General features: G+C 65.1%; 22 protein-coding genes and 1 pseudogene. 9 read left to right on the top strand and 14 right to left on the bottom strand.

The annotated features are described in order from the left end of the window. The first annotated feature begins 26 nt into the window (after nucleotides 1–26). The gene (msbA, locus tag ACZ9H4_RS07105) at nucleotides 27–1829 is read left to right on the top strand and encodes a lipid A export permease/ATP-binding protein MsbA (protein WP_408141703.1); all 1803 of its coding nucleotides are present in this window, start codon (nucleotides 27–29) and stop codon (nucleotides 1827–1829) included. A 230-nt stretch (nucleotides 1830–2059) separates the two neighbouring features. Here the strand turns inward: msbA and ACZ9H4_RS07110 are convergent, their stop codons facing one another. After that, entirely contained in the window at nucleotides 2060–3097 is a 1038-nt protein-coding gene (locus ACZ9H4_RS07110; protein WP_408141704.1) for a glycosyltransferase family 2 protein, read from the bottom strand. Between the two features lie 200 nt (nucleotides 3098–3297). On the opposite strand from ACZ9H4_RS07110, the gene ACZ9H4_RS07115 reads away from it, so the two are divergent. After that, the gene (locus tag ACZ9H4_RS07115; protein ID WP_408153906.1) at nucleotides 3298–4377 is read left to right on the top strand and encodes a glycosyltransferase family 4 protein; all 1080 of its coding nucleotides are present in this window, start codon (nucleotides 3298–3300) and stop codon (nucleotides 4375–4377) included. Nucleotides 4378–4498: 121 nt separating this feature from the next. Here ACZ9H4_RS07115 and ACZ9H4_RS07120 read toward each other — a convergent pair whose 3' ends face one another. Beyond that, the gene (locus ACZ9H4_RS07120; protein ID WP_476118576.1) at nucleotides 4499–5788 is read right to left on the bottom strand and encodes an O-antigen ligase family protein; all 1290 of its coding nucleotides are present in this window, start codon (nucleotides 5786–5788) and stop codon (nucleotides 4499–4501) included. 427 nt (nucleotides 5789–6215) lie between these two features. Here ACZ9H4_RS07120 and ACZ9H4_RS07125 point away from each other — a divergent pair, with 427 nt between their 5' ends. Then, nucleotides 6216–7061, top strand: coding sequence for a glycosyltransferase family 2 protein (locus tag ACZ9H4_RS07125; protein ID WP_476118577.1), 846 nt, complete (start codon nucleotides 6216–6218; stop codon nucleotides 7059–7061). A gap of 102 nt (nucleotides 7062–7163) precedes the next feature. Here the strand turns inward: ACZ9H4_RS07125 and ACZ9H4_RS07130 are convergent, their stop codons facing one another. Both ACZ9H4_RS07130 and ACZ9H4_RS07135 read right to left on the bottom strand, forming a co-directional pair. Next, on the bottom strand, nucleotides 7164–7484 hold the full coding sequence (locus ACZ9H4_RS07130) for a hypothetical protein (protein ID WP_408153910.1): 321 nt from the start codon (nucleotides 7482–7484) through the stop codon (nucleotides 7164–7166). 85 nt (nucleotides 7485–7569) lie between these two features. Further along, a complete protein-coding gene (locus ACZ9H4_RS07135) occupies nucleotides 7570–8118 on the bottom strand; it encodes an ester cyclase (RefSeq protein ID WP_476118578.1) in 549 nt (182 codons plus the stop codon). Between the two features lie 192 nt (nucleotides 8119–8310). On the opposite strand from ACZ9H4_RS07135, the gene ACZ9H4_RS07140 reads away from it, so the two are divergent. Both ACZ9H4_RS07140 and ACZ9H4_RS07145 read left to right on the top strand, forming a co-directional pair. Further along, complete coding sequence (locus tag ACZ9H4_RS07140; protein ID WP_408141710.1) at nucleotides 8311–9234, top strand: recombination-associated protein RdgC; 924 nt, start codon at nucleotides 8311–8313, stop codon at nucleotides 9232–9234. A 418-nt stretch (nucleotides 9235–9652) separates the two neighbouring features. Beyond that, nucleotides 9653–11083, top strand: coding sequence for an HdeD family acid-resistance protein (locus ACZ9H4_RS07145; protein WP_476118579.1), 1431 nt, complete (start codon nucleotides 9653–9655; stop codon nucleotides 11081–11083). Between the two features lie 399 nt (nucleotides 11084–11482). Here the strand turns inward: ACZ9H4_RS07145 and ACZ9H4_RS07150 are convergent. The 5 genes and pseudogenes from ACZ9H4_RS07150 to ACZ9H4_RS07170 all read right to left on the bottom strand — a co-directional run. Continuing rightward, nucleotides 11483–11699: pseudogene (locus tag ACZ9H4_RS07150) on the bottom strand (spore coat protein U domain-containing protein); the annotation flags it as partial. Nucleotides 11700–11728: 29 nt separating this feature from the next. After that, a complete protein-coding gene (locus ACZ9H4_RS07155) occupies nucleotides 11729–12937 on the bottom strand; it encodes an MFS transporter (RefSeq protein WP_408141712.1) in 1209 nt (402 codons plus the stop codon). A gap of 139 nt (nucleotides 12938–13076) precedes the next feature. Further along, nucleotides 13077–13553, bottom strand: coding sequence for a VOC family protein (locus tag ACZ9H4_RS07160; RefSeq protein WP_476118580.1), 477 nt, complete (start codon nucleotides 13551–13553; stop codon nucleotides 13077–13079). Nucleotides 13554–13611: 58 nt separating this feature from the next. Continuing rightward, nucleotides 13612–14082, bottom strand: coding sequence for a VOC family protein (locus ACZ9H4_RS07165; protein WP_408141714.1), 471 nt, complete (start codon nucleotides 14080–14082; stop codon nucleotides 13612–13614). A 160-nt stretch (nucleotides 14083–14242) separates the two neighbouring features. After that, on the bottom strand, nucleotides 14243–15880 hold the full coding sequence (locus ACZ9H4_RS07170) for an SH3 domain-containing protein (RefSeq protein ID WP_476118582.1): 1638 nt from the start codon (nucleotides 15878–15880) through the stop codon (nucleotides 14243–14245). 280 nt (nucleotides 15881–16160) lie between these two features. On the opposite strand from ACZ9H4_RS07170, the gene ACZ9H4_RS07175 reads away from it, so the two are divergent. From ACZ9H4_RS07175 to ACZ9H4_RS07185, 3 genes are all read left to right on the top strand, one after another. Beyond that, the gene (locus tag ACZ9H4_RS07175) at nucleotides 16161–16586 is read left to right on the top strand and encodes a TOBE domain-containing protein (protein WP_476118583.1); all 426 of its coding nucleotides are present in this window, start codon (nucleotides 16161–16163) and stop codon (nucleotides 16584–16586) included. Nucleotides 16587–16829: 243 nt separating this feature from the next. Continuing rightward, entirely contained in the window at nucleotides 16830–17339 is a 510-nt protein-coding gene (locus ACZ9H4_RS07180) for a GAF domain-containing protein (RefSeq protein ID WP_476118585.1), read from the top strand. A 16-nt stretch (nucleotides 17340–17355) separates the two neighbouring features. Further along, on the top strand, nucleotides 17356–17538 hold the full coding sequence (locus tag ACZ9H4_RS07185) for a hypothetical protein (RefSeq protein WP_476118586.1): 183 nt from the start codon (nucleotides 17356–17358) through the stop codon (nucleotides 17536–17538). A gap of 219 nt (nucleotides 17539–17757) precedes the next feature. Here ACZ9H4_RS07185 and ACZ9H4_RS07190 read toward each other — a convergent pair whose 3' ends face one another. Continuing rightward, the gene (locus ACZ9H4_RS07190) at nucleotides 17758–17976 is read right to left on the bottom strand and encodes a hypervirulence associated TUDOR domain-containing protein (RefSeq protein WP_476118587.1); all 219 of its coding nucleotides are present in this window, start codon (nucleotides 17974–17976) and stop codon (nucleotides 17758–17760) included. Nucleotides 17977–18193: 217 nt separating this feature from the next. Between ACZ9H4_RS07190 and ACZ9H4_RS07195 the strand changes: the two genes are divergently transcribed. Continuing rightward, nucleotides 18194–19003, top strand: coding sequence for a mechanosensitive ion channel family protein (locus ACZ9H4_RS07195; protein WP_408153922.1), 810 nt, complete (start codon nucleotides 18194–18196; stop codon nucleotides 19001–19003). A 367-nt stretch (nucleotides 19004–19370) separates the two neighbouring features. Here ACZ9H4_RS07195 and ACZ9H4_RS07200 read toward each other — a convergent pair whose 3' ends face one another. From ACZ9H4_RS07200 to ACZ9H4_RS07215, 4 genes are all read right to left on the bottom strand, one after another. Beyond that, nucleotides 19371–20495 (bottom strand): extracellular catalytic domain type 1 short-chain-length polyhydroxyalkanoate depolymerase, encoded by a 1125-nt coding sequence (locus ACZ9H4_RS07200; RefSeq protein ID WP_476118588.1) that lies wholly within the window; start codon nucleotides 20493–20495, stop codon nucleotides 19371–19373. 84 nt (nucleotides 20496–20579) lie between these two features. Beyond that, complete coding sequence (locus ACZ9H4_RS07205; protein WP_476118589.1) at nucleotides 20580–21038, bottom strand: CopG family transcriptional regulator; 459 nt, start codon at nucleotides 21036–21038, stop codon at nucleotides 20580–20582. A 430-nt stretch (nucleotides 21039–21468) separates the two neighbouring features. Beyond that, nucleotides 21469–22071 (bottom strand): NADPH-dependent F420 reductase, encoded by a 603-nt coding sequence (locus ACZ9H4_RS07210; protein WP_476118590.1) that lies wholly within the window; start codon nucleotides 22069–22071, stop codon nucleotides 21469–21471. Nucleotides 22072–22145: 74 nt separating this feature from the next. Continuing rightward, a complete protein-coding gene (locus tag ACZ9H4_RS07215) occupies nucleotides 22146–22880 on the bottom strand; it encodes an SDR family NAD(P)-dependent oxidoreductase (RefSeq protein WP_408153930.1) in 735 nt (244 codons plus the stop codon). Between the last annotated feature and the right edge of the window lie 100 nt (nucleotides 22881–22980).

Genomic DNA, 22980 nt, shown 5'->3' on the forward strand with positions numbered 1-22980 from the left:
GCTGTCCCGCATTCACAGAGGATTCCTTGAGCGCGAAGCCAACGTTAAGCAAACCCATCGGTTCAGGTGAGGCGTCGTCGCCGGCCGTCGTTTTCCGGCGCCTGTGGCCGTATATCAAGCCGCTGCTGTGGGTGGTGGTCGGCGCGATCGTCGCGATGGCCGTCAGCGCCGGCACCGACGCCGCCATCCCCGCCTTGCTCAAACCGCTGCTGGACAAGGGCTTCGGCGCGCACGCGAGCGACAACGCCAAGTGGTTCGTGCCGGGCGCGGTGATCGGCCTCGCACTGGTTCGCGGCGTGTCGCAATACGCCTCCGGCTATCTGCTCGCGTACGTGTCGAACAAGATCCTGCTCGACCTGCGCCTGAAGATGTTCAACCGCATGATCCACACGAGCGTCGCGTTTTTCCAGCGTGAGACCGCGAGCACGGTGATCAACGCGATCGTGTTCGAGGTGAACCAGATTCTCAACGTGCTGCTCAGCGTGATGGTGACGCTCGTGCGCGACTCGCTGACGGTGATCTTCCTGCTCGGCTATCTGTTCTATCTGAACTGGCGTTTGACGCTGATCGTCGCGGTGCTGCTGCCGGGGATCGGCTGGCTGGTCGGCAAGATCAATCGCCGTCTGCGGCGCCTGAACCGCGAACATCAGCTGCTGACCAACGAGCTGTCGTACATCGTCGAGGAGACGGTGGGCGGCTACAAGGTCGTCAAGGTGCATAACGGCGAGCAGTACGAGATCGACCGCTTCACGGCGATGAGCAAGCGCCTGCGCGGCTACGCGATGCGCATGACGGTGTCCGGCGGTCTCGCGCAGCCGTTGACGCAGTTCCTCGCGTCGATTGCGCTCGCCGTCGTGATTACGATCGCGGTGGTGCAGTCGTCGTCGGACCAGACCACCGTGGGCGGCTTCGTCGCGTTCGTCACGTCGATGCTGCTGATCATTTCGCCGCTCAAGCATCTGATGGACGTGAACCAGCCGCTGCAGCGCGGCATGACGGCCTGCGAGTTGATCTTCGGTCTGATCGACGAGCCCTCTGAGCCGGAAGGCGGCGGCAAGCCGCTCGAGCGCGCGCGCGGCGAGGTGGAGTTCCGCGACGTGTCGTTCAATTACAGCACCAACGGCACGAGCGCCACGCATAACCGCCACACGCTCGATCAGGTGTCGTTCAAGGTGGCGCCGGGGGAAATGGTCGCGCTGGCGGGTCCGTCGGGCAGCGGCAAGACCACGCTCGTGAATCTGCTGCCGCGCTTTTTCGATCCGACCGGCGGCCAGATTCTGGTCGACGGCGTGCCGCTGCCGGAATACGACCTGCACGCGCTGCGCAGCCAGGTCGCGATGGTCAGCCAGGACGTGGTGCTGTTCAACGACACGGTCGCCAACAACGTCGCGTACGGCCAGACGGCCGATGCCGAGAAGGTCAAGGCGGCGCTGCGCGCGGCCAACCTGTGGGACACCGTCGAGGCGATGCCGAACGGCATCGAGACCCTGGTCGGCGACAACGGCATGATGCTCTCGGGCGGCCAGCGGCAGCGTCTGGCGATTGCGCGCGCGATCTACAAGGACGCGCCGATCCTGATTCTCGACGAAGCCACTTCCGCGCTCGATTCCGAATCCGAGCGCCACGTGCAGTCCGCGCTGGAAACCTTGATGAAGGGCCGCACGACGCTGGTCATCGCGCACCGCCTGTCGACGATCGAACGCGCCGACCGGATTCTCGTGATGGAAGCGGGGCGCATCGTCGAGCGTGGCAGCCATCGTGAATTGCTGAAGCAGGATGGGCTGTATGCGCATTTGCACCGCATCCAGTTCCAGCAGAACGCGGCCTGATCAGGCCGGTTCGAGCGACGCCCGGTCTGGTGGCTGAGCGTCGCGTCTTCATTGCCCCGTTGAGCGGGGAAGCACTTTCCACATTCCGTCCGGCATCGTCCGGCTCGTGGCGCTGTCAGCAGGGTGTGGCGGCTGGCACCCGGGCCGCCTGAATGCCGCTGACGGCGGCGGGTTAGCCATGTCTCGTTGCCAGCGCGCCGCGCGGCGCACCGCCATTGCAACGCGCGAACTCAGCGACGGTTTTTACGCACCACGCGCTTGAGCCAGATGCCCGGCGCGTACACCGCCGGACAGCTAGCGTACAGAAACATCCGAATGCGCAGCCCGAGCTTCACGCCGGCACTGCGCATCAGCAAGCCGATACGCTCGCCGGGACTGCCTGCTTCGAACATCGCGTGGATGAACCGTTCACGCGCGAGCTTGGGCGCCATGGCCGCACGCATGCGTTCGCCCACACCCGCCACCTCTGCGTCGCGCTGCAACTGCGCCAGTTCCGCCAGTCCGTAACGATTGCTCTGGCGCATCCGCGCGATCAGCTCGTCCACCGAACCATAGCGGCGTTTGCGCGACAACCCACCGCGCCGGTAGCGCACCAGCGGCTCGCGCAGGCTCATGGCGCCGCCCGACAGGATCGCGCGCAGCACCATGATCTGATCTTCGGCCGCAGCGCCCGCCAGCATCGGCCCGAAGCGCTCGAACAGCCGCCGCGACCACGTGTGCGCCGCGCCGATCAGCCAGGGACGGCCCGCCAGCCAGTCGTCGAAACTGCGATAGCTGTCGAGTTCGGTGGGGCTCAGCCGCTCGTGAACGTGGCCTGCTTCATCCATGTCGGCGAGGTCGGTAGCAATCAGATCGGCGCGGCGCCCGTGCGCGAGCCAGAAGTCGACCACGCGCTCGCAGCGGGTCGACGCCGACATGTCGTCGCCTGCGGCGACGAACAGCAGCTCTCCCTGGGCCAGTTGCGCGATTTGCGACAGGTGCGCGCTGATCCCCTGGTTGGCCGCGTTGCGCCGCGTGATCACCCGATGCGGACCGTCGTAGCCGGCGAGCGCCGCTTCGATCGCGGCGAAGGTCGCGTCGCTGGACGCGTCGTCGGAGATGATGATTTCGAGCGGCTGATAGGTCTGCGCGAGCGCGCTGCGCACGGCATCGCCGATCTGTTCAGCCTGGTTGTAAGCGATCAGCAGCATCGTGACCAGCGGGCGTTCGGTGCCCGGCGCGGCGCAGGGCGCTGCGGGCGACGGATGAGGCGGCAGGCTATCGGTCATGGAGTCGGAGCGGTTGCGATTGGGCTAGATTTTAATCGGTGCAGACGCGGCTGCGGGATTGCGGCTTCGATTCGAGCGCCGCGGCAGGCATCCTTTACAATTGCCGCTGCTTTCGACCAGGCGGCCCGCGCGGCGCCGCGTGTCCATGCCCGAGTAACACCGTATGTGCGCTGCGTGCGCCCTTCACCGAGATCCGATCCTTGTCCGACCCGACCCGCCGCCCACTCACCGACATTGCGCTGACCACCCAGGCGCTGAAAAACAGCGGCGGCGCCGAACGCTATACGCGCGACGTGATCGCCGGCCTGCATCGGATGGGCTTGCGGCCTACGCTGTTCGCCCGCGAAATCGACCGAAGCCTGCCCGAAGCGGCATGGATCGACGCACAGCCGCTGAACGTGCGCTGGGCGCCGCGCAAGCTGCGCAACCTCGCGTTCGACTGGCGGCTGAAGCAGCGGCTCAAACGGCACCGCCCCGCTTGCGTGTTTTCGATCAATCACTCCACCCAGGCCGACGTCGCGCTGTGCGGCGGCACGCATCCGGGCTCGCTCGAAGCCGCCGGGCGCAGCGCGCGCCGCAGCGACGAGTGGCAGATCGACATGGAGCGGCGCGTCTACACGCACGCGCGTTCGATCATTGCGCATTCGCAACTGATGAGCCGCGAGTTGCAGCGCTTTTACGGCGTGCCGGCGGAGCGCATCGACGTCATCTATCCGCCGGTCGACACTGCGCGCTTCCAGCCGCTCACCGACGAAGCCCGCGCGACGGTGCGCCGCCAGCTCGACTTGCCCGAAGACCGCGTGATCTTCGTGTTCTCGTCGACCAGTCACGAGCGCAAAGGCTATCCGCTGCTGGAGGCGTTTTTTGCGCGGACCACGCTGCCGGTGTGCCTCGTCGTCGCCGGCCGGCCGGTGCCGAAGACCAGTGAGACGATTCGCTACGTCGGCTACAGCAAGGAGATCGAGAAGCTGTTCGCGGCCGCCGACTTCACGGTCGTCGCATCGGCGTACGAGCCGTTCGGCCTCGTGGGCGTCGAGTCCGTGATGTGCGGCACGCCGCTCGTGATCGCGGACAACGTCGGCTCGGCGGAGACCGTCACCGGCGCGGCGAAGATCGAGTTCTCGCGGCAGTCGGCGGGGAGTTTCGAGCGGGCGATCGGGCAGGCGGTGGAGCGGGTGCGCGGCGGCGGCGCGCGGATCGCACGGCCGCTCGAGAATCTGGTGTACGACCCGAGCGTCGATGCGCATGTTGCCGCGCTTTATGAGCTGTTCACGCGGTGAACTGATCGGCTGATGGGCGGCTCGGGCCTCGGACCGGCGCGGGAGCACGCCGAATCGGCGCAGAGCGGGGAGCAAACCGGCCCGATCCCCCGGGCGCCCGCTCGCCGAACTCCGCCCGACCTCAAACCTTGACGCCGCCAGCGCGGCGAGCCGCGTGTAAAGCCGGCGCGCTCTGCAGTTCGCGCTTCCTTGCATCGACCACCGCGAGCAGCGTGGCGACCAGCAACGCGAGCAGCACCGTGACCATGATCGGCACGAGCACGTCGATGGTCAGCCCGAAGATCACGGTGCTGGTGGCGACCGCGAGGCCCGCGTAAGAGGCCGCGCGGATCGCCGGGTCGGTCGAATGCCGGTGCCGCCAGAAATACACCGAGATCCCATAGTAGAACAGCAGCAGGCCCGCCACGCCGATCGCACCCATCTCGGCGAGCGCCGAGAAAAAGTCGCTATGGGCGCGCTCGTTGACGATCTCGGCCTTCACTTCACCACGCCTGGCCATCACGCCCAGCTCCTCGGCCAGATGTCCCTTGCCGACGCCGTACACCGGGTGGTGCATGAAAATCAGCCGCGACGCGTTCCACAACTGCAGGCGCAGACCCACCGAGGTGTAATCCTCGCCCTTGTGCATCATCGAGACGTCGGTCGACACTTCGCTCAGGCGCTTCTGGATGCGCTCGGTCGACAGCAGCGTGCCGGCCACGAGCACGATCGCCAGCGTCGCGATCAGCAGACGCTTCTTGTGCGCAAACCACTGGTACTGCATACCGAGCAGCACCACGAACACCGGCACGGCCAGCCAGCCGCCACGCGTGCCCGACAGATACGACGCATAGCCGCCCGCCACCAGCGCCAGCACACGCGGCACCAGCAAGCGCCAGTCGCGGGGCTTGTCCCAGCCGAGCGTGAAGACCGACAGGAAAGCGAGCAGCAGTGCGGTATCGCCGAACGGAATCGCGTTGGTGTAGGAATTATTCAGACGATTCGCATCGGTCCAGCCGCCAGGGGGCTGATCGACGATCGCCCAGAGGCCGACCGCCAGCGCGCCGGCCGCGCAGCCCCAGCCGATCATGCGCAGATTGCGCGATGGCAATTGCCGCAGCAGCAGGAAGATCGGCAGCGCGAGCACGAAGCGCGACAGCGCGTCGAACTGCCGGGGCAGCCAGTAGCCGAACAGCAATTGCTGCGCGCCGATCGCGACGACCAGCGCCAGCATGCCGATGGTGAACCAGCGGTAGGTGCGCAGCGCCGAAAAATAGCCCGGCATGCGCCGGTTGACGACGGCGGCGCCGAGCGCCAGCGCGAGAATTGCGAAAAAGCAATAGCCGGTGCCGCCGCGCCACATCAGATTGACTGCGGGCGCGAGAAACAGCAGGGCTGTACAGAGCCAGACCAGACTGGAAGCAAAAATCATAGGGCAACGATTTGTATGAACACTACCGTTCCGGTGGTGGAGTTGCTGGGGGAGCCGGACCATTGAGAGAAGTTTTTTCAAGACGGTAGAGCGAACGGGATTATAACCGCGCCCCTCCTTGCAAAATGCTTGCTGTCGCACGCGGAAAGGTGCGGGAAGACGGCGCCACGGCACGGCGCGGCGAATCGGCCGGCAAAGGGCGCGAACGCAAGGCGGCGCAGCGTTTGCGGTGCCCGGCGCGGCGGTCCGCGTGACCTTGCGCGCAGCGCTTCGCGCTCGGCGCAGGCGACCCGCCATTGGCCGCGGCCCTGGCGGCCGGCGCCCCGGTATTTGCCGTACGCACGGGCTGCGGCGGTACAATCCCGCGAAACTCATGGCCGGCGCGCGGCGCATGCCGTGCCCGCAGCCAGCTCAACGGACCGAATCGATGTTCTCAATCATCATCCCGACCTGGAACAACCTGCCTTACCTGCGCCTCGTGATCGAGAGCCTGCGGCGTCATTCGACGCACGCGCATCAGATCATCGTGCACGTCAATGACGGCTCGGACGGCACGCTTGCCTGGGTGCGCGACGAAGGCATCGAACATACCGCGTCGCCCGGCAACATCGGCATCTGCCACGCGGTCAATATCGCCGCGGCGCGCGCGACGCGCGATTACATCGTCTACATGAACGACGACATGTACTGCTGCCCCGGCTGGGACGACGCGCTCGTCAAACGCCTCGCGCAGATGCCCGCCGACAACCTGTTCATGCTGTCCGGCACGATGGTCGAGCCGGTCGATTCCGGCAATCCGTGCGTGGTGGTGCGCAACTTCGGCCGCGACGTGGAGTCTTTCCGCGCCGACGAACTGGTTGCCGCCGCGCCCGGCATGGCGCGCGCCGACTGGCGCGGCGCGACATGGCCGCCGACACTCGTGCATCGCGACTGGTGGCACAAGGTGGGCGGCTATAGCAGCGAATTGAGTCCCGGCATGAGCAGCGACAACGACTTTTCGATGAAATTGTGGGACGCCGGCTGCCGCGTGTTCCTCGGCGTCGGCGACAGTCTCGTGTATCACTTCCAGCAGAAGAGCACCGGCAAGGTCGTCAAGAACGACGGGCGTCGTCAGTTCCTGAACAAGTGGGGCATGACGCAGGCCACGTTCGATCGCTACTATCTGCGGCGCGGCACGGCTGTCGAGGGCGGCGCGGCGGTGAGCGAGCCCGAGCGCACCGGACGTCTGCGCCGCGCGCTGCTCAAGTCGCGGATCAAGCGGGCGTTCAGCTGACGGGTCTGGTCGTGCGCAAGCGGGCGTTCAGACGCGAGCGCCCGAACCTCGCCGGCTACGCGTCGGCCCGCAACGACGGTGCACGCCCGTCACGCACGCGCGTCACACGCCGCCCGTCACCAGCGGCAGCACCGTCAGGTCCGGATGCGTGCCGTCGACGATGCTGCGTCCCACATGCACCCCTTCATAGAGCGCGTCGTCCTTGCCGGCGAAGCTCTCCTCGCCGTCAGCATGAAACGCTACGGCATGGCCGGGAATCGCCGGATCGGCGCCCGGATGACAGACATAGCCGACATACGTGTAGCGGTTATCCGCCGCGGCTGACGGCCTGGTCTCGTCGGGCGGGGTCTTGGGCAGAAGCGCCACGTGAATCTCGAAGCCCTCGTATTCCACCATTTGCCAAGGTGCGGTTTCATCGGCCATGGCCGCCTCCGTCTTTGCCGTGTCTACCAAAAAGTCTAGGTGATCCGCGATCGAAACGCGCTCGAAGACGGATACGGCAAAACCATTACGGCTTGATCGCGCCAAGCTGTTTGAGCAGCGTCAGATTGTCTTCGAGGTGCCCGTTCTCGACGATACGGCCGTCCTTCACGCGGTATAGATCGAACGCCTGGAAGTCGACGGTCTGGCCGCTGCCTTGCAGGTTCTGGAACTGCCCGGTGAAGTGTCCATGGAAATGCAGATGGACCGACGCGCGGTCGCCCGCCACGACGAGGTCGTCGATATCCGCATGCAGGTCGGGCACGGCCGCGCGGAATCCCTTCGAGGCCTGCAACGGGCCGCGAGGCCCCTGCGGCCGGCCGTCCGGCAACGTGCGGTCGATGAACGCAGGCGACAGCGCGAGCTTCGCGTAGGTTTCGTCGCCAGTGTTCCAGAACGCGGCGTAGCGGCGCGCGGCCAGCGCGACGGCATTGGTTTGCGCCGATGCGGCATCGACGGCGAAGTGGTGCGGCGCGGGCAGGGCGGCGTCGCTTGCGGCGTAGGCGCTCAGCGCGCCGGCAAGTCCGACGGCCAGCATGACGTGACGAACGAGGCGCGATACCGGTGAGGTGGACATGGGGTGCTCCAGAGAAGTGTAAGTGGATGAAACAGATTCTCCGGCTAACGACCACGTTTGATAATCGGCTTGGCAATTAAAGGATTTTCATTTTTAATTTGAAAATCTTGGCGAAATCAAACGGGTCCGCCCAAACGCCCCGGCGCGTTCGTCATATAGAATGGCGCGCTTTGCCCGGAAACGACCTCGCCCATGTGGTTCAAAAACCTTCAGTTGCACCGTCTTCCCGCTCCGTGGTCCGTCACCCCCGAACAGATGCAGAAGTGGCTCGCGCCGCACGCGTTTGCGCCCGGCAATAGCGTCGAGATGCAAAGCCACGGCTGGGCGTCGCCGCGCGACAACGATTCGCTGGTGTACGCGCTCAACGGCCAGATGCTGCTGGTGTTCCGCACCGAAAAGAAACTGCTGCCCGCGTCGGTCGTCACCCAGGTGACCAGGGCGCGCGCGCTCGAACTCGAGGAACAGCAGGGTTTCAAACCCGGCCGCAAGCAAATGCGCGAATTGAAGGAGCAGGTCACCGACGAACTGCTGCCGCGCGCCTTCAGCATTCGCCGCGACACGCGCGTGTGGATCGATTGCAAGAACGGCTGGCTCGTGATCGACGCGGCTTCGCAAACGGTCGCCGACGAAGTACGCGGCCTGCTGGTGAAGTCGATCGATCAGCTGCCGCTCGGCACGGTGCGCGTCACGCAGTCGCCGGTCGCGGCGATGACCGGCTGGCTCCTCTCCGGGGAAGGTCCGGCGGGCTTCACGCTCGACCAGGATACCGAATTGCGCTCGCCCACCGAAGGCAACGCTACCGTGCGCTACGTCGGACATACTTTGGATACCGAAGATATGCGCCGTCATATCGAAGCGGGCAAGCAGTGCATGCGCCTCGCGATGACGTGGAACGACCGCGTGTCGTTCGTGCTGACGCCCTCGCTGACGATCAAGCGCATCGCGCCGCTCGACGTGCTGAAGGAAGCGAGCGACCCGACCGCGCAGAACGACGACGAGCGTTTCGATTCCGACGTCACGCTGATGACAGCCGAACTCGACCGCATGCTGACCGATCTGCTCGACGCGTTGGGCGGTGAGCAGGGCGACGCGCTCCCGCAGGCTGCGGCGGCCTGATCCGCGCGCTGGTTCGGCAAGGACCGGCGTGTTGTGCATCGAGGTGGCGGCATCGACCATGCTGGATTCGCGATATCTGAATCCTGCGTGGTCGAATTCTGGTCTTCACGCTCAGGGCATCGCGCTGCGGGGCGGTGTGCGGCAAGCTCGCGAATCGGTCCGGCTGCGATCTCGACCAGCGTGCATCCTTGCACGCTACTCCCCACGACCAACCGTACGCCGTCTTGAGCATCGGCAGGCGCGGTGCGCGCGCGTCGTCGGCGAAGGCGCGTTGGCAGCCATCGCACGAATCCGTTTAAGCCGTCGTTCGATTTTGTTCTGCGTCCGCGCGAGCGCGCCCGCCGCATCGCGCCGTTGTGCGCATCGAATCTGTATAAGATGACGATCGAACTCGTGCATCCGCCAGGGAGGGCTTGCGATGGTTCGTCTGGTCATGATTCTGCTGGGCGTCGATTATCTGCGTACCCGCTGGCGATCGTTGCGGATCATCGGCTGGCTGAGTGTGCTGCTCGGGGTGGTGATATTCATCGACGCGCTCGATAACGCGCTCTATTTTCCGATCACGCCGTTCGCGGTATTGCTGCTGCTCGAAGGACTCTGCACGTTGGCCGTCGCATGGACCGGCATGGGCGGCCAACGCACGTTGCGCTACGTGAAGGGCTTCGCGTTCAGCTTTGCCGCGACGCTGATTCTCGCCGGCCATCATCGTGGCCATTTCATTCTGTCGATGATCTTCGGCATGCTCTTTCTGGCCGACGGCTTGCTGCAGATCGTTTCCGCAAGGGTGGTCCGCTATCGCACATGGCGGCTCGCGATCATCGGCGGCAGCCTCGAAATCGCGTTGGCGATTTTCTTCTTCCAACCGTTCCCGACGCACTACGTGGGCACCGTGCCGTACTGTCTCGGCCTCGGGCTGATGTTCGGCGGCTGGAACCTGATTCTGCTGAGCACGCGTGTGCGGCGTCTCGCGTCGAACCCGGCGGTGGCCGCCGACGATGCCGCCGCGCATGCAGCGGCCGCACCCGCTGCGCCAGCCAGCGCGGCGTCGCCCGGACGGACGGGCACGCTCGAATGGGATGGTCCGCCCGCCGCCGACGAAGCCGCGTTGACCGTGCACGTGTGGACTCCGGTGGGATCCGCTAAAAGCGAGGCGCGGCGGCAGCCGATCGTCGACCGCTATATCGCGGCGGTGGACCGCAATGGCGTGATATCGACCGGGCATGCCGCGCTCGAATCGCCCGAGGGCATCTACATCAGCCTGTACCCGGGCGTGGAGATCGATCGTTCACCGGACGATTTCACGCGGCTGTTGCGCGCCACGCGCGAGAACGACGTGCCCGGCGTGTTCCAGCCCGACTACCCGACCGAATCGAAGGCGTGGTGTCCGTCGACGGTGCAGGTACGCATCCGCAATTACGATCCGGTCCGCTTGCGCCGCTTCTGGGAGACCTATCGGCAGGACACGACCTACAACCTGACGCATCGCAACTGTTCGAGCAGTGTGTCGCGCGCGCTGGAGGCCGCGCTCGAGGGCGCATCGGCGCGCGTGTGGGGCAACCTCGGCGGCTGGCGGCCGTTTCTGCGCGTGATCACGACACCGGAATTGTGGGTGGCCGCGCAACTGCGCAAACGCGCCGCGACGATGGCGTGGACTCCCGGCCTCACGCTCGACTATGCGCGCGCGCTCAGCATGCTGGCCGACCCGCGGCCTTCGGGCTGGGTCAGGATGGCGCGGCTCGCCGTGCGCAGAATGGTGCGCTCGCGGCAGCAGTGGCGCGAAGAGGCACGCAACGCGACGGTGGCGCAGGCGGGGGAGCGCGGTGTGGCGTCGGGAGCGGTGCGGGATTGAGGCGTGAGTGATGCGGTGGCGAGACTTGAACGACGCACGAGCGGCGCGTGCGTGAAACGCAACCGGCCCATCATCGGCATCGCAACGGTGCGCAGTCTGCTCAACTTCGGCATCGCAACGAAAATGGCAATTGCGTCAACGGCTTGCGGATTTTGCCTTGCAGTTATGCACAGATTTTTGAACAGATTCTGTTGATAACTTCTGGACCCCAAACCACCGCTCAGGTGAGTTGAACCAATCAATCTAACGGAGCGCGCCGACCCCATCGCTCATGGATATCGCCCGTGCCGTGCGAGCCGCTCGACGCGCATCGCCGTGCCAAACCGGTAAAGTTTCGGTGTGCGAATGCCGACACGCTCAGCATCCAGTCCGCATCGCGAATCGGGTTCGAACCACCACTCAACAACTGATCGTCGCGGTAATCGTGTCGCTATAGTTGCCGGGCACCGGCGTTCTCTTCGCCAGCACGAGTCCGTACACCTTGATCGACACCGCGTTGCCGCTCCCCTGTGAAGATGGCCATCGTCGTGCCCGAGTTGCCGTCGCCCCAGGCGCTGGTGTGGGCCGAGTCAGTGTAAAGCTGGTAATTCACCGCGCCGCCCCCGCCCACGCGTCGCTACGCGTGCCATTAATTGGCATGCCGCGTCATTCACCGAGCGCCAGCGCGCGCTTGCGTCGCAGCAATGAGGAGCCGAGCGACACCGCCGCGCCGATGCCGCCCATCGCCAGCGACAGCGTGACGATCAGCGGTCCGGTTTGCGTGCGCGCCGAGAACAGACCGACCAGCAGACCGGCGAGCGGTTGTGTCAGGTTGTTCAGCAGGATCACGACGCCGGTCGTCTTGCCGTAGTCCTCCGGCGGAATGATCCGCTGGCGCGCACCGCGAATGTAGACGTTGAACATCTTGTCGAAGCCGACGATCAGCAGGAAGCCGAGTGCGTAACCGCGAGGCGCGGCACTTGCGCCGGCGATCACGCCGCCCGCGCAGATCGCCACGAACGCGACCCGGCCGAGCACCTTGGCCGGCCATGCGGTTCGCGCGATGGTCAACAGGATCAGCACCGTGGCGACGGCGCCGGCTGTTTGAAGCGCGGCATAGTAGTGGTTCGATTGCGCGTGATAGCCAGTCACCATCGCAGCCGACGTGGCGAGCGTCACGCCGATCACGAGGTTTTCGGCGGCTGCGAGCAGCACGAGCTTCTTCAGACCCGGCAGCACCAGCACATGGCGCAGCGCGATGCGCAGCGGCCGGGTCCAGTGGCCCGCGAGAGCGGGCAGCGGATTTCCGGGCTCGAAGCCGCTCGTGCGCCGCCACAGCAGCAGCGCGCCATCGGCGGCGACGAATAGCACGCCGGTGGCGCCGACCACCCATTCCCAACGCCACCAGCCGAGCAGCAGCGCGGCCAGCATCGGACCGAGGACGAAGCCCAACTGGTCGGCGAGTTGCGAGTAGGCGAGCACGCGTTGAAACTGCTGCGTGCTGAAGATTTGCGGCAGCATCACCTCGCGTGCCACCAGCCCCTGGCTCGTCAACACGCCGCAGATCGCCGAGAGCGCGATCAGCCAGCCGATTCCGCCAAACAGCAGGTACGCGAGCACGCCGCCGAAGCACGTCAGCGCCCGCACGGTCTGACTGACGCGCATCAGCCTGAGCGGCGAAACGCGATCGCACAGCGCGCCGAAGAAAGGGAACACGAGGTAACGCGGCAGCGTTTCGATGAAGAACGCGAGGCCCGACCACGAGACCTGGCGTGTTGTCTGGAACACGACGAGGGGGACGAGAAACAGCAGAATCTGATCGGCGAGACGCGCGACAAATAGCGAGCAGAAGAAAGCCTGATGATTGACGCGCACCGTGGATGTCCCGTCGTTTATGGGTCGACACCGATGCTATCAAAGATGACGGCGCTGGTCGCGCCGCAAAACGCGCTGCCCGCCGGCCGCGACACCGCGTGAGCGGCTTGCCGTGGCCGACGGGCGGCGCGAGAACCGCTTACTCTGCGCCGCGATACGCGTGCTCCAGTTGCGCGACATCCAGCTTGACCATTTGCATCATCGCTTTCATCACGCGGCTTGCTTTCGCGGTGTCCGGGTCGCGCAGCATGTCGCCGAGCGCGTCGGGCACGATTTGCCACGACACGCCGAAGCGGTCCTGCAGCCAGCCGCATTGCCACGGCTTGCCGCCGTCGAGGAGCTTCGACCAGTAATGGTCGATCTCCGCCTGCGAGCTGCAATGCACGAATAGCGAAATGGCCGGGGTGAACGGAAATTGCGCGCCGCCGTTCAAGGCCATGAACTCCTGGCCTTTGATCTCGAACGTGACGACCAGCACGTCGCCCTCCGGGCCTGGTCCGGCGTCCGTGTAATGCATCGTGGTGGCGATGCGCGAAGCGGAAAACACGGACGTATAGAAGCGGGCCGCTTCTGCCGCATTGCCGTCGAACCACAGGCACGGCGCAATCTTTTGCATGACGGTTCTCCTTCTGTCAGGCGGATCGGGCTTGCGCTGCTTGCGCTTGACTGGCGCGTCAGTCGCATTTCATCGTGGCCATGGCCTGCTGGATTTCTTCCGCGCTCAGATCGCGTGTGTGCGTGGCGAGCGACCAGCGATGGCCGAACGGGTCCTGCAACTGGCCGTAGCGGTCGCCCCAGAACATGTCGGCGACCGGCATCAGGACCGTCGCGCCGGCCTCGACGGCCTGTTTGAAGCTGGCGTCGACGTCCTGCACGTAGTGGTGAATCGTGACCGGCGTGCCCTTCAGCGTATTCGGGCCGAATGCCTGATGGTCGGGCCACTCGTCGGTCAGCATCAGCATGGAGTCGCCGATCTTCAGGCAGGCGTGCATCACCTTGCCGCCCGGTCCCGGCAGGCGGAACTGTTCGACCGCGCTGAAGGCCTTCGTGTAGAACGCGATGGCGTCCGCGGCGTTGGCGCAGATCAGATACGGGGTAAGCGAGTGCATCCCGTCGGGGATCGGTTTGACGGCGGCGCTGGTCATGACGGTGACTCCTTGAAGTAACAGGTTCGCGAGGTGAAAGACTGGCTGCGTGAGCCAGGTCTTCAACGTTACGACGAGTCCAGGGCAGTTGAATCGACACTCCGGGAAAAATATTTTCGGTGTGGGGCCGCGATTCGCGCCAGCACCCGCCAAAACCCATTCAACCGGCCGGATTGTCTTCATCCGGCGGCGCGGAAGACGGCGGTGGCAAAACCCCGTCCGGCGTGCCGAGAATGCTGATCTGGAACGTTCGCGTGGCCGCCAGCGATTGCAGCGTGCCATCCTCGGGGATGTGCTCGAAGAGCGGCAGGATCACCGAGCCGCCGATCACCGCGCGCCGGCTGTTGTCGGCAGGCCGTAAGCCCCACACGTCCTGATAGACGACCGGCACCGTGACGCCGTCGCGCGTCGTGTTGCCGATGTACAGCATCACGTGGCCGCCGATGTAGATCAGCGTGCGAAATGGCGCGCCGTGCCGGGCGAGATAGTCGAGCCGCTGCGCGGGGGCGGAGGCGGACAGGTCGATCATGCGTCCCGCGCTCATCTGCGTCGACGAATGGCGCGGCAGCCATACGCCGAACGCGGCGAAGATGCTTTGCAGTTCCGACGAACAGTCGTTATAGAGCCCGCTGTTGCCCCAGCCATACGGCCGTCCGATCAGCGTTTTCATCAGCATCGCCAGATGACGCGGCGTGGCGGCGAGCGGCATGGGCGCGATTTGCGCTTCGCTCAGCGTAGCGGTGCGGATGAGCGCGCGGCCATCGGTATCGCGGACCGGGACGAATACTTCGCGCATCGCGGGGAGCGGGGTAATGCCGGCCGCCTGGTTGTCGGTCTCGCTGATGCTTGCGTCGGCGGACGTTTGCCGCCCGTCGTGCGCCAGCGAGTCCGGCGACGACGGCAGAAGCGGCAACATCGTGCCTGCGGGCGCGTCGAAGCGGAACACGCCGCCGCTGTCGCGCACGGGCGCCGATGCGACCGTCACCGCGCCGAGCGATTTGCCGGTCGCGGCGCGCCATGCGTCGATGAAGCGGTCGTCGGTCATCGCGACGCCGTCGCTACGCACCCAGCCCTGCACGTCGGGCGTCTGCACGTAGTGCCACGCGCCGTCGGCGCTGCTGCCCAGCACATACAACGGCGTGCCCGGCCGCGTGGCCGAAATCTGCAGGTTGTCGAACGGATAGCCTTCGCCGGCCAGACGATGGTCGTAGAACGAGGGATCGGTGGTCGGCAGTTCGCGCACCATCAGGTTGGTAGCGGCGATTGCGCGGCGCCCGGGTTGATAGACCGGCGCGTGCGTGAACTGCCCGACGTCCATGTTCCGCGCGATCGCATCGATCCATGCCTTGTCGTGCGGGCGGAAGTTCTCGCCATAGCCGAGCGCCGCGCCGCTCCTGCCGGTGTTGTCGAATTTGGCGATGCGGCGCTGCTGCAATGCGGCGATGTCCGCGCCTTGCTGGCGATACACGCGCGTCGTCACGTAGACCGAATTCCACGGCGACGCTGCGTTCGCGCCGGTGCCGAAGTAGCGCGCGTAGAGCGCCCTGAAATGCGCCTGCTGATCCGCCGCGCTGAAGAACGGCTGGTCGTAGCCCGGGCTGTCCGGTTTGAGCCAGTGATCGACGTTCTGGTCGTAAGCGGCTAGCGGAAACAGCGTGACAGTATCGACCGGTGTGTGCGCGTCGCGCGGCGGCGGGGTGCTGCACGCGGCGAGCGTCGTGAGAGCGGCGCACAGCGCGGCGGCGCGGCACGCGTTCGGCCATGAAGCGGCGAAGCGGGACAGGACGGCAACGGACATGGAGTTCGGCACGAAGGATCGAAGGACACGATGATACGGTGTCCGCGACGCGCATTGCGTTGTGCCGTGTTGCGCCGTGTTGAGCCGGCGCTGCGTTACGCATGCCCATGCTCGACGCTTCTGTGTTCTGATACTGATTCGGAACGCTCAGCGCGAGTGCGCGCGACGCCACGTCATGAGCAGGCGGGCGCAGCCGGCAAGCATTCCATTAGCCGTTTCATACCTGAATCCCGCCTCGCAACGTTCGTGCGAGGCGCTCTGATCAAGCAAGGAGCACGACATGCAAACCAGCGCGCGCAATCAATTCGCCGGCGAAGTGGCCGAAGTCAAACACGGCGCCGTGAACGACGAAGTCACGCTGCGCACTCAGGACGGTCTGGAGATCGTCGCGATCATCACGCATGGCAGTGCGACGTCGCTCGGCCTCGCAGCCGGCAAGAAGGCGGTTGCGCTGGTGAAGGCGTCGTCGGTGATCGTGATGGTCGACGTCGCGAAGAACCAGGTGTCGGCGCGCAACTGCATCGCCGGCACGGTGTCGGCGGTGACGAAGGGCGCAGTGAACTCCGAAGTGACGATCAGCGCGGGCGGTGCGCAGATCGCGGCGATCATCACCAACGAGAGCGTCGAGCGCCTCGGCCTCGCGAGCAGTAAAGCGGCGACCGCGATTTTCAAGGCGTCGAGCGTGATTATCGGCGTCGATCAGTAAATCGGCGGCCGAAGGTCGGGCGCGGTGCGGGGCTTCTCGTGATTGGGTGGAAAGCCGGCGAGGCTGACGGTTGAGGGCCGCGCGTGACATGCAAAGCGCGGCAAGCGCGGCAGGGCACCGCGCGGAGCGACACGACACGGCATCGCGCCGCGCAGCAAGGTGCCACACCATGAACTAACCGCCCGCTTGCTTTAAACTGCACACCCTTGCTGTTCTCTTTCCGCTTTCATCACGGACACCGTCATGTTCGAAGTCTCCTCCGCCTCGCATCTGCCCAAAGCCGCGCATTACGCAGAACTGGTCGCCCAGGCGCGCGCGCTGCTCGCCGACGAATCCGACTGGATCGCCAACGCCGCGAATTTTTCCGCCTTCGTGTTTCATTCGCTGAGCGATCTGAACTGGGCCGGCTTCTACTTTCATGATGGCCGCGAACTGGTCGTCGGACCGTTTCAGGGCAAGCCCGCGTGCGTGCGCATCGCCCTTGGCAAGGGCGTGTGCGGCACGGCCGCGCAAACCCGTCAGACCCAGGTCGTGCGCGACGTGCACGATTTTCCCGGCCATATCGCGTGCGATGCGGCGTCGCAATCCGAAATCGTCGTGCCGCTCGTCGCGCCGGACGGCACGCTGATCGGCGTGTGGGACGTCGACAGCCCGGTCGTCGCGCGCTTCGATGAGGAAGACGCGAAGGGCATGGAAGCGCTGTGCGCGGTGTTCATCGAAGCGGCGTTGCCGCGCGCGGAGTCCGGGTCCTGAGTGACGGCGTAAATGGGTGCTTGTACAGGGAGTCGGGACGCTCTGGGGAGCAAGCGGGCTGGTGTGCTCTTCTAATAACGCCGAAGCGAACGCCGAAGCGATCGACTACGCCGGGACCACGCTGAACGTGACTGCGAGCATCGGCATCGTTGCGCATCCGTGCGACGGCAGCGATGCGCCCGCACGCCGCGCAACTTGAAGCGCTCGGGTGTGACGAGGCGCAAGGGTTCTGGTTTTCCCGGCCGATTACGATTGCGGCGTTACGGAATGTGTTGAAGCCGCTCGGGATGGTGGGATGTGTGTAGTGGTTAGCGATCCATATCAAACTGCCTGGTGAATTTGGGCGGCGAGTGACGTACCTTGGCCTCGACCCTCTCTTCGACCGGGGGCCTGCGTACAACCTCGCGCTCATCACGTTTCAATCTTCCAGATGCCGCAGCGCATCGCCGCGATGCACGGCATGCTTGCCGCTTTTCTCGCTTTCCACTTCGTAATGCGGGTCGGATTCCGATGCGTCGATAGTTCTGCCGTCCACAGTCGTGTGAGTAGAAATGACACGCACGATCCTGCCTTGCGTCATACCTTGCGGCGTATTCCAACTGACGCGATCGTGCAGTTTCAGATGGGGAGAAGACATCGGGCACTCCTCGATTGATTGGGGCGCAATCGACGCGCACGTCGCTGAAGCCTCGGATAGGCCTTCATTTGCGGATCTCGGGAATCGATTTTGGGCGAGTCATTCAGACAAGGACGGGAGCAAGCGATGTGCCTCGCCATGCTCACCCGGCCGGGCGGGAACATATCCTGCTACCCGCATCGGGAGAAAATTTCCCGCACTGGAACGCAGACTTACGATGAACGACCTCTTTGCCCGTCTAATGCATTTTCAGCCGTCGTTGATCGTCACCATCACGCACGACGCCCTTCATATCGTATTGGCCGTGCTGATTTTCGTGGTCGGCTGGTGGCTGTCGAACCGTGTCGGCGCGATGTTCGCCAAAGCGCTCGCGCGCACGCGCGCGGACCCGACGCTCGCACCGATGCTCGCCGCGATGGGCACGTGGGCGGTGCGCGTGCTCGCGTTCATCGCGGCGCTCGGTGAAGTCGGTATCGCGACCGCCAGCGTGCTCGCCGTGCTCGGCGCAGCCGGCCTCGCCATCGGCCTTGCGCTGCAGGGTACGTTGCAGAACATCGCAGCCGGCATGATGCTGCTGTTGCTGCGGCCGTTTCGCGTCGGCGACGTGATCGAGGGCGTTGGCGCGGCTGCCGGGATCGTGCGCGAAGTGGGCCTGTTCACGACGCGTATCGAGCGCGGCGACGGCAACGCGGTGTTCGTGCCGAATAGCCAGATCTGGAGCAATCCGGTGATCAACTACAGCAGCGGTGGCACGCAGCGCATCGAAGTCGAAGTGGAACTGGCCGAGCGCAAGGACGTCGATGCTGCGATCGGCGAACTGAAGAAACTGGTCGCCGACGAACCCCGCGTGTTGAGCGGCGCGACGCTTGCGCCGGTCGTCACGGTCGCCAGCTATCCGGACGATGGCGGTGCGACGCTGCGCATCGCCGCATGGGTGCGTACGCCCGACGTGCCGCTCGCCAGCGGCGATTTGCAGGCGCATGCGCAAGCGGCGCTTGAACAGGCGGGTTGCCCGGTGGCGGCTTGAGGTCGGTGGCGCGTGGCTGGGCGTAGCGTACGTGGCGCGCTCTCGCGAGGTTCGCTTCGAGTGCCGTGGGCGACGAAGACGCGAGCGTTTGTGATGCGTGGTCCACGAACCTCATGCTGTGTTTTTGCCTGGCGCGTGCCTGAAGTTGCTTGAAGGCGTTGATGTGCCGACTCGTCGTCGCCCGTGCGCGTCTTGATGTAGGAGTCGACGAGGGAGGCGATTACCGCGTCGGCTTCGAGTGCGGATGGCGCAAAACACGCCACGTCTGGGATATTCGCTTCACCAACTCCGCACTGCGCCGTTGCATGACGTGAGCCAGAGCGTAGCGCTGTGTTCAAACGCTCGACCGTCGCGTTTAGGCCGCTTGTTACGCTCGTGGATGAGCAAGAAAAAATCGCAGCATCTCCGCTGTAGCGTCCGGCCCGGCCGGATCCGTGTACGAGCCGCGCTGACTGCCGCCGGCCCACGCGTGCCCCGCGCCGTGAATCGACCAATACTCCGCCTCGACGCCGTTCTCCGCGACGAGTCGCTGCAACGTCGCGGCGCGTCTGTTGCCTGACGCCCCCGCCGCCGACGCCGACGCCGGGGCGACCGTCGTGGCGCTTGCCTCGAAGCTCGCAACGAGCTCAAGGGCGTTCGACGGATGCACCGTCGTATCCACATCGCCATGAAACACGATCAGCGGGCGCTGCGGTGCGGCGCGCATGCGGGCGCGCGGCGGCTTGCCGCCCTTCATCGCGGCGAGCGCGGAGGGCAGGTCCTTCGCGCATCCGTAGGCGAGCCCCGAATGCACACAGGCGGCGGCGTACAGCTCGGGCGAGGTCTTCAGCATGATGTCCGCCATCGCGCCGCCCGCCGACAGACCCGCCACGTACACGCGCGTGGCATCGACGCGATAACGCGTCATCACCTCGCGCGTGATCCCCGCGATCAATGACGGTTCACCGTGCTCGCGCTGTTGATCGGCAGGCTTGAACCAGTTCCAGCATTTCGAATGATTGGCTGCTTGCGATTGATTCGGATAGACGGCGATGAAGCCGTGACGCTCTGCCATTTCGTTCATGCGCGTGCCGGCCGCGAAGTCGTCGGCATTCTGGGTACAGCCGTGCAGCATGACGATCAATGGCATCGGCTCGTGGTTGTAGACGGCCGGCACGTACAGCTTGTATTGACGCTGGCCCGCGCTGTTGCTGAAAGTGTGAGTGCTGAAGGCGCCGGGTGTGTCTGCGTCGATTGTGTAGGGGGCAGGGGCATGCGGGCGCGCGTGGGGGTATGCCTGAGCCTGTGCTTGTGCCTGGGTTTGAATCTCGGGCCATGCTCGCGTCCAATCGCTCGCCGTCGATCGCGGTTGCGCTGTCTGCGCGTCGCTCCCTTGAGCGTTGGCGCCCGCGAGCGCGCGTTGAACCGCTGCGGTCGCTTCCTGGGGACCTTTTGTACGCAGCAGATCGAAGGCGTCTTTCATCGACTTCAGGAAATCTTCGTTCATGTTCATGGTGGGTTGCATTGCCTTGCGTGGTGGCGTGAGTGAACCGGCGACATGCCGAGGTTCAGCGATGCGATGAGTCGAGGCAGACGCCTAGCTGATGCGGCCGGCAAGCGCCGCTTTGACCGCCGGCGACGCGTGAAAGGCACCCAGCACGACGACCGAGGCGATGGTGGCAGCCGCGAGTTCCGGCGGCACGTCGGCGGCGATGCTGGCGAGGCCGAGTACGTGAATGTCGAGCTGCTCGTGCGCGGCCTGAGCTGCTTCGAGATCCTGTCGCGAGAAGTGCTGCAAGCCGAGCACCATCGCGCGGCGCGTCACCGTTTCCGTGACGACCTGTGCGTGCACGGCAAGCTGATTGCGGATCGCCGTGCGGATCAGGTCGGTGCGATTCGTGTAAAAGCCTTCTTCGACCAGCAGATCGATCTGGCCGAGGTCGATCGGCCCCAGGTTGATGGTGATTTTCTCGGTCTCGCCGCCTTTGGGGCGGGAGCTGCCGACGAGATTGAGTTTGGGCACTTTAACTCCGGAGGGAATCCTGCTGGAATCCATTTAACATCCAATGGGATGGTTATACGCCCCTCGACCGAGGGGCGTCAAATGGGAAATTGAGGGCCAGAGGGGAGGGCGGCGCAGTGCGGAATATCCGGTGCAGGCGTGCCGCGGGGCCGTATCGACGCAACTGCGGCATGATTCCGTGCATGGTCGAAGCCGGCTCATCGACAAGGATGTATTGCATGCCCGGATCGATCTGCACGGATCGGCGCAATCGCCCGAAGATCAGGAGGCGACCAGGATTGTCGCCTGGGAAGTCAACAGTTCAACGTGCTTGCCGATGATCGTTGCCCTGGGATTGGTGGCGGGTCCACACTGTCCCGTCGAGTTGGTGCGATGGTCACCGCCGGCGTCGCCCTCGCTTCAATCAAACTGCGGCTGCCCTTTGTCCACGCGGCAGGATCGCATCGAAGTTTGCGATCACGATTCATCCGTCGAACTTGACCAGGTCCTTAAAGATCAGTCGACCCCAGCTATTTCCACGCGCCTGCACGAGCAGTCCGCCTTCCGAAAGTCCGCCAAGTTTGATCGTCGAGAAACCGAGATTTTCCGCAAGCGCACCAATCTCCGCTGCGGCGCCGTCGTCGTCGCTCGCCAGGAACACGACTCTCCTGCCACCATGTACGGCCGGATCCTCGCCAAGGACTGCAGCGCCCAAATGATTGAAGCCCTTAACCAGTCTGCCGCCAGTGAAGGCCTGCGCGACGGCCTTGGAAGAAGGTTGTCCCCCCAGTTCCTCAGGGGGCACCCCGTAGGCATTGGTCACATCGACGATGGTCTTGCCCTGCCAGTTCGGCAGCGCCTTCGCGACCTCCCGGTGCGCCTCGAAACGGACACCGAGAAAGACAATGTCTGCCTTGACCGCTTCCGCCAGTTTCTTGGGAATGATCGTGGGTCCGATCGCGGCCGCAGTGGATGCGAAGCTTTCCGGGTCGCGCGTGGTTGCAACGGATACTTCGATGCCGTTGCGGGCAAACGCCTTGGCCAGGGCCTGGCCGATATTGCCGAAGCCGATAATTGCGTAGCTCATATATTCTCCTTCAGTTTGCCGCTCCCCCCGACGCTCCGAATAATCGAATGGAGCGCCCGGCCGGGCTTGGCGCGTCAGAGTTGCGCAAGGCCGCCGTCAACGGCGACCTCGCTGGCGGTCATGAAGCTGCTATCCGGCGACGCGAGAAAGGCGGCCACCGCTGCGATCTCCGCCGGATCAGCCATGCGCTGGAGCGGAGTCATCGAGGCGAAGACCTTCTGGCCCTCCTCGCCTAGCGCTTCCTTCGCGAGTTCGGTCGCCGTCGCCCCGGGCGACAGCACGTTCACCCGGATGCCGGTGCCCTTCAGGTCCTCCGCCCAGGTCCGCGCGAGGTTGCGCACCGCCGCTTTGCTCGCGCTGTAGGCGCTCATTGCCGGGGCGCCCGTGGTGCCGGCGCTTGATCCGGTCAGGATGATCGAACCGCCCTTGCCCATCAGCGGCAGTGCCTTCTGGACCGTGAAGATCGTCCCCTTCACATTGGTATCGAAGGTTTCGTCAATGTGCTCGGCGGTGATCTTGCCAAGCGCAAGCTGGCTTCCCGCCCCGGCATTGGCGACGACGATATCGAGGGTTCCGCGCTCGGCCTTCACCGCCGCGTAGAGTCGGTCGAGGTCGGCCAGATCGGAGACCGAGCCCTTCACCGCGCGGGCATTGGGCCCGAGGTCGGCCACAGCGGCGTCGAGCGCTTCCTGCCGCCGGCCGAAGATGAAGACGAAGGCGCCCTCCTCGACAAAGCGCTTTGCTGTGGCGCGGCCGATGCCGGTAGCGCCACCGGTGATCACGGCGGTCTTTCCATTCAGTCTGTTCATGTCATGCATCCTTCGTTGGAGTTGCTCGGGAGCAGGGAACTGTATTCATGAACCACATGAACACATAGAACCCGAACCCTTTGACTGCGAGTGCCGAAGC

It is taken from the genome of Paraburkholderia sp. TE9906, from assembly GCF_056279605.1.